This is a genomic window from Hymenobacter sp. APR13 (assembly GCF_000737515.1).
Lineage (GTDB): Bacteria > Bacteroidota > Bacteroidia > Cytophagales > Hymenobacteraceae > Hymenobacter.
On the sequence record NZ_CP006587.1, the window covers coordinates 3,389,693 to 3,402,076 of the forward strand.

9 protein-coding genes are annotated in these 12,384 nt (G+C 63.4%); 5 read left to right on the top strand and 4 right to left on the bottom strand.

The window, feature by feature from the left end; genetic code table 11:
* Positions 1 to 8: 8 nt before the first annotated feature.
* Positions 9 to 854, bottom strand: coding sequence for a DUF4198 domain-containing protein (locus tag N008_RS14170; RefSeq protein WP_081910809.1), 846 nt, complete (start codon positions 852 to 854; stop codon positions 9 to 11).
* 131 nt (positions 855 to 985) lie between these two features.
* On the opposite strand from N008_RS14170, the gene N008_RS14175 reads away from it, so the two are divergent.
* The gene (locus tag N008_RS14175) at positions 986 to 2,014 is read left to right on the top strand and encodes a fasciclin domain-containing protein (RefSeq protein WP_044016892.1); all 1,029 of its coding nucleotides are present in this window, start codon (positions 986 to 988) and stop codon (positions 2,012 to 2,014) included.
* Between the two features lie 169 nt (positions 2,015 to 2,183).
* Here the strand turns inward: N008_RS14175 and N008_RS14180 are convergent, their stop codons facing one another.
* Both N008_RS14180 and N008_RS14185 read right to left on the bottom strand, forming a co-directional pair.
* Complete coding sequence (locus N008_RS14180; protein WP_052381562.1) at positions 2,184 to 4,022, bottom strand: glycosyltransferase; 1,839 nt, start codon at positions 4,020 to 4,022, stop codon at positions 2,184 to 2,186.
* A gap of 154 nt (positions 4,023 to 4,176) precedes the next feature.
* Positions 4,177 to 5,949 (bottom strand): alpha-amylase family glycosyl hydrolase, encoded by a 1,773-nt coding sequence (locus N008_RS14185; RefSeq protein ID WP_081910810.1) that lies wholly within the window; start codon positions 5,947 to 5,949, stop codon positions 4,177 to 4,179.
* A 247-nt stretch (positions 5,950 to 6,196) separates the two neighbouring features.
* Here N008_RS14185 and N008_RS14190 point away from each other — a divergent pair, with 247 nt between their 5' ends.
* The 3 genes from N008_RS14190 (at position 6,197) to N008_RS14200 (ending at position 10,237) form a co-directional block, all read left to right on the top strand.
* Positions 6,197 to 6,907 (top strand): hypothetical protein, encoded by a 711-nt coding sequence (locus N008_RS14190; protein ID WP_044016896.1) that lies wholly within the window; start codon positions 6,197 to 6,199, stop codon positions 6,905 to 6,907.
* A gap of 208 nt (positions 6,908 to 7,115) precedes the next feature.
* Positions 7,116 to 9,692: a T9SS type A sorting domain-containing protein gene (locus N008_RS14195; protein ID WP_197062860.1), complete on the top strand. Its 2,577-nt coding sequence runs from the start codon at positions 7,116 to 7,118 to the stop codon at positions 9,690 to 9,692.
* A 134-nt stretch (positions 9,693 to 9,826) separates the two neighbouring features.
* Positions 9,827 to 10,237 (top strand): DUF6960 family protein, encoded by a 411-nt coding sequence (locus N008_RS14200; protein WP_044016899.1) that lies wholly within the window; start codon positions 9,827 to 9,829, stop codon positions 10,235 to 10,237.
* Positions 10,238 to 10,431: 194 nt separating this feature from the next.
* Here N008_RS14200 and N008_RS14205 read toward each other — a convergent pair whose 3' ends face one another.
* Positions 10,432 to 11,778, bottom strand: coding sequence for a YfcC family protein (locus tag N008_RS14205; protein ID WP_044016901.1), 1,347 nt, complete (start codon positions 11,776 to 11,778; stop codon positions 10,432 to 10,434).
* Between the two features lie 325 nt (positions 11,779 to 12,103).
* On the opposite strand from N008_RS14205, the gene N008_RS14210 reads away from it, so the two are divergent.
* Positions 12,104 to 12,349: a hypothetical protein gene (locus N008_RS14210; protein WP_044016903.1), complete on the top strand. Its 246-nt coding sequence runs from the start codon at positions 12,104 to 12,106 to the stop codon at positions 12,347 to 12,349.
* Positions 12,350 to 12,384 lie beyond the last annotated feature (35 nt).

The following is a 12,384-nucleotide window of genomic DNA, read 5'->3' on the forward strand; positions in this document are numbered from 1 at the left end:
AAAACCGCTCAACGGGCTCCTAACGGCCGAAATCCAAAAGTGAGACTAGCCCAGGTGCTCTGCCAGTCAGCCTCAGGAAGTGTAGCAGGTGCCATTCTGACTGTGCTGAGCATATATTGGCCTGCTCCGGTTAAACGAAACAGCACCCGGCCATTTTGGTTACTGTAGAGCTTACTAATTCGTATGGGTTGGCCCGGTCTACGCTGCCATAACTGCACTAGCTGGCCGGCCTGCGGCTGGCCCTCGGCCAGTACCCGCACCGTGAGGGAAGCGCCGGCTTTCAGAGTGTATGGATTCTGCTCAGGTATCAGTTCCAGCGGCAGGCCAGTGGAGCGGCTCCAGGCCCGGGCCGTATCTAAGGCGGCGGGGGGGCCGGCCTGCACCAGCGTGGTGGCGCAGCGCCGGTACGCCTCGCGCCCGGGCTGGTTGAGGGTGCCGCGCTTCTGCCGCTCCAGCAGAATGTAGTCGAGACCTTCCTCTTTGAGGTAGGAATTGAACTGGTTGGCTTCCAGCGTGAGGAAGGCATCGTTGGTAGCTATGCTCACCAGATGCGTACCCGGCTCTTTGAACTCGACAGCGGTGTGCAGCGTGTCGGTGGTAGTAGCGGCTGCCAGCAGCTGGTGAGGGCCATCCGGGGCGAAATGAGTGAAGCGCGTGACGCGGCTGCTTTTGCCGGCCCACCGCTCGCCGGTGAAGCTTTCGCCCACGAATATGCGCAGGGCCAGGCGGGTGCTGGGCGCTACAAAAAACTGCGGTGGCAGCAGCCAGAACTCGTGGGCCAGAGCGGTGCCGCCTAGCAGGCACACCCCCGCCAGCAGACAAACACGAAAACGGAAGCGAAACGAATGGCCCATACCGCAAAGATGTAACCCTGGCAAAGCAACTGGTGCAGAGTAATTACAAAATTTTGGCTCTCCTCAACATCAGTTGAATATGTTGGTATTATGTGTGTTGTTTAAACTTTCACCCTTAAAAGTTCAACACAATGGATACACCCACCTTTCCCACTGCCTGGAACCTGTTTCGCACGCTACTGCTGAGCCTGTTTGCGCTTGGTAGCTTTAGCTTGGTAGCCTGCGATGACGACGAAGACACTGCTCTGGCCACGCCAGCCCAGAATATTGTGCAGGTGGCGCAGGGTAACCCAGCGTTCAGCACCCTGGTAGCCGCCGTTACGAAGGCGGATCTGGCCACCACGCTGAGTGGTACCGGACCCTTTACTGTATTCGCGCCCACCAATGATGCATTTGCCAAGCTGTCGGCGCCTTTCAACAGCGCTGCCAACATTACGGCCATCACTGACCCTGCCCAGATTGCTACGCTTCGGGGCATTCTGCTCTACCACGTGCTCGGCTCCAATGTGAAGGCCGCTGACATTGCCAACGGCAGCAGCACTGCCACTACGGCCCGGCCTGCTACTTCCGTGGGCGGCACGCCCATCAACGACAACACACTGTATCTGACTAAAAACGGAACGGGCGTCTTTATTAATGGTGGCACCCGCGTGGTGACGGCCGATGTAGCGGCCAGCAACGGCACCATCCATGCCATCGACAACGTGCTGATGCCGCCGAGCCAGACCATTGCAGCCATTGTGGCGGCCAGTGCTAGCCGCACCACCAACCCCGAGTTTACGCTGCTGCTACAGGCGCTGCAGCGCCCGGCCGCCGCGCCTATTCTGGCGGCTGCCGGCACCCAGAGTGCCAACGTAACGGTGTTTGCTCCCACTGATGCCGCCTTCCGGGCACTGCTGGGTACCGCGCCACTGAGTTCGGTGTCGGATGCCGACCTGACGGCTATTCTTTCGCGTCACGTAATTGGGACGGGCCGCGTTTTCTCGTCTGACCTGGCGGCCGGCACCGTCACGACGCTGGGTGGTCCCGTGACGGTGGCTGCTTCCGGTACTGGCTTTACGGTGCGAGGCGGCAGCGGCACGGCCGCCAACATTGCTACCGCCAACATCTTGGCTACCAACGGCGTCGTGCACGTCATTGATCAGGTGCTCCGACCCTAACTTCGGGCTGGCTTTGAGCCGCTGATCTTGTCCTGGCTGCGTCTTGCGTGGCCAGGACTTTTTTTTGCGTTGTTTCCGCAAATTCCCCGCCTAGTTCGAGCAAGTATCGACCAAAAAAACCTGGCCTCCGCTACGGGAAACCAGGTTTTGGGAATAGCAACACAAACAGCTATTGCCGCTCTAGGGCCAGCGTGTAGGCGCGGTCGTAGTACACGCGCAGGTTTTTCCAGTCGAAGATTTCGGCGTTGCTTTCCACGTTGTTGCGCTGCATGATTCGCTCGCGGCGGTTGAGTAGCACAAACTGCCACAGCATCTCGGTCAGCTCCTCGGCCGACTCGTCGAAGCTCTTTTCCTGGCGCTGCACTACAAAAATGCCTTTGTCTTCGTGCTGGGGCACGTGCTGCATCACGTAGTCGCCGAAGCCAGACAGGTCGGAGGTGATGGCCGGTACGCCGCGCGCCACGCACTCGAGCGGGGTGTAGCCCCAGGGCTCGTAGTAGCTGGGGAAGATGCCCAGGTGGCAACCTCGCACAAACTGCCCGTACTCCATGCCAAACAGCGGCGACGTGGGCGACACGAAATCAGGATGGTACACGATTTTCACCCGGTCGTGGCGGTTGTTCACTAGGTTGGCGCCGCGCACAAAATTGAGGATGTCGTCGTTGGCGTCATCGACGAGGTTGTGGGTGATGACCGGGGGCAGGTTGGGGGTTTTCCAGCTTTGTAGCGTGCGGCGGTAGCGCAGCTTCCAGTAATCGTCGACCATGCTGCTCAGGTCGGGCAGGCGGTGGTCCTGGCTGGCGGCGGCGGCGTAGAACAGCCGCTCGCCCACCTGCCGCTCAATGGCCTCGCAGGTTTCCTGCACCTCTTCCAGAATGGCGCGGCTCTGCAGCACCTGTGGGTTGATGCTGTGGAACGGGCGCTTCGTGATAAAGAACATCACCACGTTGCCTTCCAGCCCGCTTTGCTGCAGGCGGTAGTTGAGGCGGGCCAGCGCTTCCAGCGTCAGGTCGAAGCCTTTGTTGTGGTACTCGTAGCGGCCACTCGTGAACAGGTACAGCGTCTTGTCCAGATCAAACGAGTAGCTCTGGAAGAAGTGCGCCATCACGAACTCGTGAATCTTGGCCTTGTATTGCTGGTGCAGGTTCTGGAACTCGTGCAAGGCCACAAACCGCTCGATGTTGAGGCCGTTGGGCAGCACCGCGTCCGGAATCCTATCCAGCAGGTAAATACACTCGCGCACCGTCAACTCGCTCACGGTCGTGAACACGTGGCTGCCGTGGGCGGCGGCGCGCTCAATGCGCACGGCCGTTTCGATGTTGAAGCGCTTGGCCTCGGCTTCCCAGTCTACCAGCATCAGGTGCTCGTAGAAATTGGGGTCGTTCATGGCCAGGTAGCGGCCCAGCAGCGTGGCGTGGGTGGTAAACACGATGTGCAGCGGCGTCTGCTCGCGGCGCAGCGCCGGAATGGCCACGCCCGTCATCCACTCGTGGAAATGGGCCACCACGCGCTGCGGCGGCACCACCTCGGCAGCCAGCGTCTGCAGATAGATTTTGGCTAGATGCCCGAAGGCTTCCACCTGGTGCAGCAGGTCGTCGTGGTCGGGCGTCGGGATGCCGTGGTGGTGCCACAGGTCGCCCTTGATCTGGCCCAGCTGCGGGTAGGCCTGGTAGGGGTTGATGAGCACCACCCGGGGCCGGCCCGTCACGAGCCACACGCCCAGGTGCACGTCGTAGCCGAGCTTGCGCATTTCGCGCACGGCCCCGGCAAACGGGTCGCTGAGGGTGGAAAGCTGGTAGTCGTCGTAGGGCTCAAACTCGCTTTGGGCCTGCTGCGCGAAGTAAGGTCCCAGCAGGCAATAGCGGTCTTCCCAGCCCTGCACGGTGGCGGGCACCTTGCTGCGGATTACGGTGTAGATGCCACCCACTTGGTTGCAGACTTCCCAGGCCACTTCTACCAGTAACGAATCAGGGGCAAGGGGGGCGGGGGCAGCGGCGGGAACTTGCATAGGGTAGGGGCAGAGTTGGGTGCAGATGGGCAAGATATGGTACGGTACGGAGTTTCGGCCGCCATGTGGCCGCAAAACCCGGAAAAAAGTCGGGAGGTCTGCAGGCGGCGCGGGCCACGTTGCAGACCTCCCGGGGAGGCAGAAGCCAGGGTGGTTAGGCCGGCTCCTGCGAAATAATCAGCACCGAGTACGGGCCCAGCCCGAACGAGGCGTGGAAGGGCTGGTCATCATAGATGCCGGGCTCGGCCAGCGTGTCGAGGCTCTCAAAGTTGCCGAACTCCTCGTCGTAGCCGGCCCAGTCGGAGTTGAAGCGCACGCGCCAGTGGCCGCCGCGCGGCAGCCCGATGGTGTAGTTGTCGTGCGAGCGGTCGGCGAAGTTGCACAGCACCACGGTAGTATCGCCGGGGCCCGACTGGTCGCGGCGGATGAAGGCCAGCGTCTTGTCGTCGTTGTTGAGATGATGCACCTCGGTGTGCTGGCCCAGCAGGCCGCGGGTGTGGCCGGCCAGGTTGCGCCGCAGCTTGATCAGGTCGCGGTAGAGGTGCACCAGGCCGGCATGCTGCTCGGCGTGCTCCCACTGCAAGGGCTGGTCATCGGAGAAGTAGCCGTCGGCCAGCATTTCCTGGCCCTGAAACATCATCGGGATGCCGGGGGCCGTGAACACCAGCGCCGCGCCCAGAGTGGCGCGCTTCTTCGGAAACCAGGTGTGCGCATCGCCGGGCATGATTTCCTCGGTCACGCGGCTCTTGCCGTTGGCCACTTCGTCGTGGCTTTCGGTGTAGATGATGCGCTGGAAGGCGTCGCCGTTGTAGATGCCGGTCAGGGTTTCGGCTACGTGGGCTATGTCGCGGTCGGCGTCATTAGGCGTCACCAGCGCGTCGCGGATGATGTTGACGAAGGCCGCGTCCCACTGGCTGGAGAAGCCCTGGCCGCCGTCTTCGGGGCGGCGCGTGATGTGCTCGTTGCCCTGCAGATCCTCGGCAATCATGATTTTCCAGGGCATATGCTGCTGCACTTCCTCGTTGATCCACTTCATCAGACTCCAGCCCTCGGGCAGGTCGCGTGAAGGGTCGGAGGAGCCGTCTACGTTGCGGATGTGCGAGATGGAGTCGCAGCGCAGGCCGTCCACGCGGTAGTCCTGCAGCCACATCAGGGCGTTGTCGCGGATGTAGGCGCGCACGGCGTCGCGGCCGTAGTCGGGGCGGTTGTGGCCCCAGGGCGTTTCGGCGCGCCAGTCGTTGTAGAAGTAGATGCCGCCGCCGTCGTTTTCGTGCCAGCCGTCAAACTGCCACAAGTCCAGGTCGCCGGGCCCGAAGTGGTTGTACACCACGTCCAGAATCACGGCAATGCCGTGGCGGTGGGCCTGCTTCACCAGCTCCTTGAAGGCCTGCGGGCCGCCGTACTCGGTTTCCAGCGCAAACGGGTGGGAGGGGTTGTAGCCCCAGCTGCGGCCGCCCGGAAACTCGGTGGGCGGCATAATTTCGATGGCGTTGATGCCCAACTCGCGCAGGTAGTCCAGCTTCTCAATCACGTCGAGAAAAGTGCCGGGCTGCTCGGGGTCCTTCACATTGAACGTGCCCACGTGCAGCTCGTAGATCACCAGCGAGTTCCAAGCTGGCATCTCAAACTGGTCGTCTTCCCAGTCGAAGCTATGGTCGGGCACGATGGAGTTGCCGGCCGAGTGCGTGACCTGGCGGGCATAAGGGTCGTTTTTGAGGAGTTTGCCGGTGGGCGTGGTCAGCTCGAACTTGTACTCGGTGCCGGCTGGCAGGTCCGGAAAATCGGCGGCCCAGTAGCCGTCGGCTTCGTGCTGTAGCGGGTGCGTAGTGGCATCCCAGTTGTTGGAAGGCCTCACTACCGAAACGGCGGTAGCGGCCGGAGCCCACACCCGGAAGGTGGTGCCGTGCTCGTGCGGGAGGGCACCCATACCGGCTTGTAATGTAGGAACGGGGGTTTTCAGAGAAGAAGTAGTAGGCATGGTAAGCAAGAAAGAAATCAGCACTGGCAGGGGAGAGTGCGGGGGTTAAACTCCATAAACCGGCACGGGGTTATATTTTGTGTTGTAAATATTTGAGCATGAGTAGCTAAGCGAGGCTAGTTTGGGCGCCGGGCAGGCCGGCTGCCTGCCGCCGGCTTTGCTGGCAGAATGCGGAAAAAATGCGTGCTTAGCAACCATGAACACTGCCAGCAATTCCGGTCCGGTTACGCTCTATCATAAAAACCGGGGCCGGATCGAGCGGCTGCGCGGGTTTTCCCATTTGCTGCCCGCACTAATCCTGTTCAGTGGTTTGTGGGACGTGCTGGCGGGCGAGGAATCGTTAACGCCGCTGCTGGGGCTGGAAGTGGCCGTGGGCGCCGCCTACGTGCTGCTGCTGCTGCGTGAACTATGGCAGCTGCAGCGCCACGGCGTGGCTCACCACGAGAAAATAGCCTGGCTGGAACTGGCAGCCGCCGGCATTCTGGCGCTGGAGGGCTACCACATCTGGCACCGCCACCACGAAACGGCCCTGCGCACGGGCGTGCACCGCCTGCACGTGCTGCCGTGGCTGTACGGGGCGTTGGCCGTGTGGTATGGCCTCATGGCCTTCGGGCTGGCGCAGCTGCACCGGCGGCGGTTTCTGCACCTGCACGAAGCCGGCTTCAGCGGGCGGCTGCACCCGTTTCGCCGCCAGTTTGACTTCCGCTGGGACCAGCTGACGCACGTGGAACCCATCGGGGCCACCGACGCCGTGGTGCATACGGTGGCCGGCGAGCCGCACCTGTTATCCTTCGGGCAGGTGCACGATGGCGCCGCGCACCGCGACCTACTGCTGGCACACGTGGCGCGTGGAACCCATGCACAGCATGGCCCGAACGACAGTCCCGGCAGTAAGCAGGACTCGTGAAGCTGCTCCGGCCTCGGCTTGGTAGCGTCAGAACTGGCCTAGTGCTGACGGCAGCGGGTTTATGCCGCGGTGATTATACGCTAAGCGTACCAGTAGTTCGCTGATTTTTAGAAGTGCAATGCCACCTTTTCCGGGCATGCAGGCTCTGCTTATACCAAAGCACGAGCTTTACCTACGATTCATCCATCATTCTTACTTTCAATACCCTATGACTGAAATGCTTACTACTCGATTATTGGCCCGGCCCCGTGTATGGCTGATGTGCTGGCTGCTGCTGCTGCCCTTCGGCAAGCTCCGCGCCCAAACCCAGGTGGATGCCAGCTACGGGCCCATGCAGATTTACCAGCCCGCCACGGCGCTTCAGGCACTGCAGCTCAGCACCGGCGAGCGGCTGGTGCTGGGCAGCGAACTGGTGCGAGCCGACGGGGTGAAAACCCTGCAGTCGTTGCTGCGCTACTCGGCGGCGGGCACCCCCGACGCGACGTTCGCGCTGAACATTGCTGACTACACCTGGGCGCCGCAGGGCCTCACCGACGCCGGGGCCGGGCGCGTGTTCGTTACGATGGCTGGGCCGGCTACGCTGAACGGGCAGGTGTACTACGGGCTGGTGCGGCTGCTGCCGTCGGGCCTGCCCGACCCGGCGTTTCGGGCGCAGCCCAGCTCCATGAGCCGCGTAACGTCGGTGCTGGTGCAGCCCGATGGGAAGGTGGTGGTGGCCGGCAACTTCAGCAGCTACGCCGGGCAGGCCGCCGCCGGTATCCTGCGCCTGAACGAAGACGGCAGCCTCGACCAGCCGTTCGTAGCCAATACGGCCGGCGGCCTGACGCTGAGCGGCTTTGGGCCGGTAGTGGCGCGCCAGCCCGCCGATGGCAAGCTGGTAGTAGGCGGCTCGTTCCGGACGGCCGCCGGGCGGGCCCGCAGCGGCCTGGCGCGCTTCAACGCCGACGGTACCCTCGACCTGACGTTCGCGCCCGTTACCACCGCTACGGCCCTCGTGGGCGCGGTGGCCGTGCAGCCCGACGGCCGGATTCTGGCGGCTACGTTCAACGGCACCTTCCTGGTGCCCGGCGTAAACCAGGCGCTGGTGCGCTTCAGTAGCACGGGCGCTTTCGACAATACCTTCACCGGCGTGAGCTATAGTGTCCGCCCGGCCTTCTCGGGTGGGCCGGCCACGCTGCTGGTGCAGCCCGATGGCAAGATTCTGGCGGCTTTTGGGGGTGGGTCACCGCCGCCCGGCCACGTGCTCCGCTTCACGGCCACCGGCGCCCTCGACCCCACCTGGAGCGTGTCCGCCACGCCGGAGAACGTTACGTCAGTGTATTCGCTGCAGCTGCTGGCCGGGGGGCAGGTGCTGGTTGGGAGTACGCCTCAGGTGTTGGGTGGGCCGGCATCGGCGGTGCCGGCCGGCGTAAACCAGCTGCTTTCCACGGGCGCCCTCGATACCACCTTTCCCATCCCTGTCCTGCAGACGGCCGGGCAGGTGGAGGACTTTGTGCAGCAGCCCGATGGGAAACTATTGGTAGTGGGGGCTTTTTCGGAAATCAACGGTAGTGCCGCGCGCGGCCTGGCCCGCCTGCAAGCCAATGGCAGCGTGGATGCCGCCTATACCGCCGCCAGCATCATCACGCAGGGCTACCCGACGGAGGTGGTGCTGCAGCCTGATGGCAAAGCCCTGGTGGCCGGTCGGTTCGCGTCTTATGATGGCCAGCCGGTAACGTCATTGGTGCGGGTGGAAAGCTCCGGCATGCGCGACGCCGGCTTTGTGTCCCCACTGGCCCGCATTGCAGGCTTAAATACCAACTTCATCACCAACCTGGCGCTGCAGCCTGATGGTGGGGTGCTGGTAGCGGGCAATCTGGCGGTGCCGGGCAGCTCCGGCACTACGTTTCGCTCGTTTCAGCGGCTGCTGCCCAATGGCAGTATCGACAATTCGTTTCAGCCGCCGGCCAACTTCAGCCCAACGGCCCTGCTGGTGCAGCCCGATGGCCGCATTGTGGTGGGCAGCTACCAGAACCCGGTAGTGCAGCGGCTGCTCCCCAACGGCAGCACCGACCCGTCCTTCGCGGCCGTGGCGTCGGGCAGCCAGTCCTTTGCCATCAACGGCCTGCGCCGCTACCCCGATGGCCGACTGCTGGTGTTCGGGTATTTCGATCAGCTGGGTGGAGTTCCGGCCAGCTCGGTGGCCCGGTTGTCTGCCACCGGCATTCTCGACCCCACCTTCAGCGCCTCCATTGCGGGCAATATCGTGGTGCTAAACGCGGCGGCCATTCAGCCCAATAACCGCATTTTGGTGGGCGGAACAGTCTTCAGCCCCAGCGCCAACACGTCGGGTCTGGTGCGCCTGCTGCCCGACGGCAGCACCGATGCCTCGTTCAGCTCGCCGCTGGGCCCCGATGATCTGGTGCTGGCGCTGGCCGTGCAGCCCGGTGGCGCCCTGCTGGTGGGCGGCCAGTTTTCGCCCATAGGCAGCAATCAGCCCAACTACGCCCTGGCCCGTCTGCTCGATGCCAACGTGCTGAACGCCGGCGCCTCGCGGCAGGCGCCGCGCACCGAGGCGTGGCCAGTGCCGGCGCACGACCAGCTGCACCTGCGCCTCGACGCCGCCAGCCGCCCCGAGCAGGTAGCGCTGCACGACGCCCTTGGCCGCGTGGTGATGAGCCGGCCGGTGTCGGTGAATGAGGCAACGCTGAGCCTGGATGTTGCCGCGCTGCCGGCCGGGACATACGTGCTGAAAGTGCGCTACGCCGCCGGCGGTACGTTTGTGCGGCGGGTGGTGAAAAACTAAGCACGCAGAGCAGGTTTGGGGTTGGCGGATAGATGCAGGAGAAGAGAAATCAGGGACGCGGGGTGATTGTGCGGGAGCCTTTACCTTTGGACGGTTGTTCATTCCATACCCAATCAGCCTTTCATTCTCTACAAGTGCCCCGACCCAAACCCGTCATCTACGGCCTGTACCCCTGGACGCCCGACTTCGGCTTCAGTTATATTCATCCTGCCAACCGCCGCTCGTTTGAGTGGCTGGAACCGGTGGGCAAGCTGTTCGAGAAAATAGCAGAAGACGAAGACGGCGAGTGGATTACGCTGCGCTACGACGAGCAGCAGTTTCTGGTGCGGCCCGAGCTGTTCCGGGAGCTGCACCTGCGCCGCCCGGCCTTCAGCTTCGGCGACGCCGTGGAGGAAGTGCAGCCCGAGCCTGGCCGCTACCGCCACTTCGGCGTGGTGAGCGACGTATTCTGGGATGAGCAGTCGGACACGGCCAGCTACCAGATTGTGGAGCGCAAGCGCAAGCTGCCCCGCATCTTCCGCGCCGACGAGCTGCGGCCGGATTAAGCCGGGGGCTGTCATTGCGGCCACTGTCATTGCGAGGAGGCACGACCAAGCACTTCCTCTCTTGCTCTAGGCTACCCTAAGCGGAAAGCCCTCCGGCAGTAGTGTGCTACACTAACGCCGGAGGGCTTTGCTGTAAGGAAAGTGTATGCCACGAGAGGAAGGATTGCTTCGTCCTCGCAATGACAGCGCCGCTGCTACAGTCCCACGGCAATACCCACCATCACGGCGGTGGCGCCCAGGGCCAGCAGCAGCAGGTAGAGCGGCAGCACAAACTTCCACCACTGGTCGAAGCGCACGCCGCAAGCTGCCACGATGGCCATGAGGGCACCGTTGGTGGGCGTGATTAGCTCGCAGAGGCCGGCGCCGTACTGGTAGGCCAGCACCGTTACCTGGCGCGAGAGGCCGATGAGGTCGGAGAGGGGCACCAGCAGCGGCATGGTGAGCACGGCTTGGCCGCTTACGCTGGGCACCGGCAGGTGCAGGGCGGTGTGCACGCCCATCATGCCCAGGGCCGAGAGCGTAACCGGCAGCCCCGCCAGCGGCGCCGACAGCGCATTGACGATGGTATCGACGATCTGGCCCTGTTCCAGCACCACGAAAATGGCGCGGGCAAACCCGATGAGCAGCGCCGAGAAGGCAATGTCGCGGAAGCCAGCCAGGAAGCCTTCGGCCGTGCCCGTGAAACCCAGGCCGCCGATGAGGCCGGCCACTACGCCCAGCCCGAAAAACAGGGCTGCCATCTGCTCGAAATCCCAGCCTAGCTTGAGCACGCCGTAGGCGAAGAAGGCAAAGGCCGCGAACAGCAGCAGCAGTACTAGGCCGTGGTTGCGGCCTTCCGCCAGCGCGGCCGGGTCGGCGGCGGCGTTGGTTTCGGGCTGCACGCGGTGGCGCAGGGCGTAGCGCACGGTGCCCGCAATCCAGATGGCCAGGGCCAGCACCAGAAACGCCAGTCGGAAGCCCCCGCCCGACAGCAGCGGCAGCTGCGCCAGCTTCTGGGCAATGCCCACCTGAAACGGATTCAGGGGGCTGAAGGCCGCGCCCACTGCCGCCGAGCCAATGCTGACGGCCGCCGCCGTGAGGGCCGGGTAGCCGATGCGGCGCATCAGAATCAGCAGCACCGGAATCAGTGGCACAATCTCCTCCTGCATGTTTTCGAGGGCGCCCATAGTGGCAAACAGCACCGAAATGATGGGAATCACGACGGCCTCGCGCCCCTGAAACCGGTGCAGCAGCCAGTCGACGCCGCTACGCAGGGCGCCGGTCTGGTCCACAACCGTGAAGGCGCCGCCGGCCAGAAACACCAGAAAAATGACCGAAGCGGCATCCACCATGCCTTTCGGAATGTCCACGATGGCCTGCAGCGGGCTGACGGGCGTGGCGGGCACGCGGTGGTAGGAGCCGGCCACCACCACGTCGCGGCCGGTGGCGGCATCGGGGTGGCGGCTGAACACGCCGGTTGGCAGCACGTAGCTCAGCAGGCAAGCCAGCAGAATAAACCCCACCAGTAGCACCAGCGGATGCGGGAAGCGTATCGTTTTCATGCCGCGAAGGTAAGGTGGGAGGGAATGAAGTGATGAAGTGATGGGGGGATGAGGTGAATGGTGCGTCATGCAGAGGCGCAGCCGAAGCATCTCGCGTGGGCCTCACCCCCCCGGCCCCCTCTCCCGTGGAGAGGGGGAGTCAGGCGAATTTTCTCAGGCGACACCCGAATTTTTCTTAGGCGACCGTGTTTTTTGGGAGTTACTACGCTGGCGAGATTCCTCGCTCCGCTCGGAATGACGTCCTTTCTTTACCTGTCACCCCATCACCCCATCACGATTCACCTCATTCCCCCAACTTCGTATCTTCGGATTTGCCCGGCACCACATGAATCTGCGCGTCTTCAAAAAGCTTCCGATGGGCCAGCAGGCCGATCTGCTCCGGCAGCACGGCCACTTTCTGGCCGAGCGGCGTGAGGACAGCTTTGTGCTGCGGCTGTTGGCCCTCGGCGACTTCTACGCCGAAGAATGGCGGGTGCAGGGTGAGGACCACTTGCTGTTCATTCACCTGTTTCAGCACCCCGGCGGCCTGAGCGAGTACCTGCGCCACATCCGGCTGCCGCAGCCGCTGTAGCGGCCGCACTGCCCTGCCTATTCGCAGCCGGCTAT

Excerpts from the sequence above, each read along its gene's own strand:
- N008_RS14170 (WP_081910809.1), bottom strand. The coding sequence starts at position 854 with ATGGGCCATTCGTTTCGCTTCCGTTTTCGTGTTTGTCTGCTGGCGGGG.
- N008_RS14175 (WP_044016892.1), top strand. The coding sequence starts at position 986 with ATGGATACACCCACCTTTCCCACTGCCTGGAACCTGTTTCGCACGCTA.
- N008_RS14180 (WP_052381562.1), bottom strand. The coding sequence starts at position 4,022 with ATGCAAGTTCCCGCCGCTGCCCCCGCCCCCCTTGCCCCTGATTCGTTA.
- N008_RS14185 (WP_081910810.1), bottom strand. The coding sequence starts at position 5,949 with ATGGGTGCCCTCCCGCACGAGCACGGCACCACCTTCCGGGTGTGGGCT.
- N008_RS14190 (WP_044016896.1), top strand. The coding sequence starts at position 6,197 with ATGAACACTGCCAGCAATTCCGGTCCGGTTACGCTCTATCATAAAAAC.
- N008_RS14195 (WP_197062860.1), top strand. The coding sequence starts at position 7,116 with ATGACTGAAATGCTTACTACTCGATTATTGGCCCGGCCCCGTGTATGG.
- N008_RS14205 (WP_044016901.1), bottom strand. The coding sequence starts at position 11,778 with ATGAAAACGATACGCTTCCCGCATCCGCTGGTGCTACTGGTGGGGTTT.
- N008_RS14210 (WP_044016903.1), top strand. The coding sequence starts at position 12,104 with ATGAATCTGCGCGTCTTCAAAAAGCTTCCGATGGGCCAGCAGGCCGAT.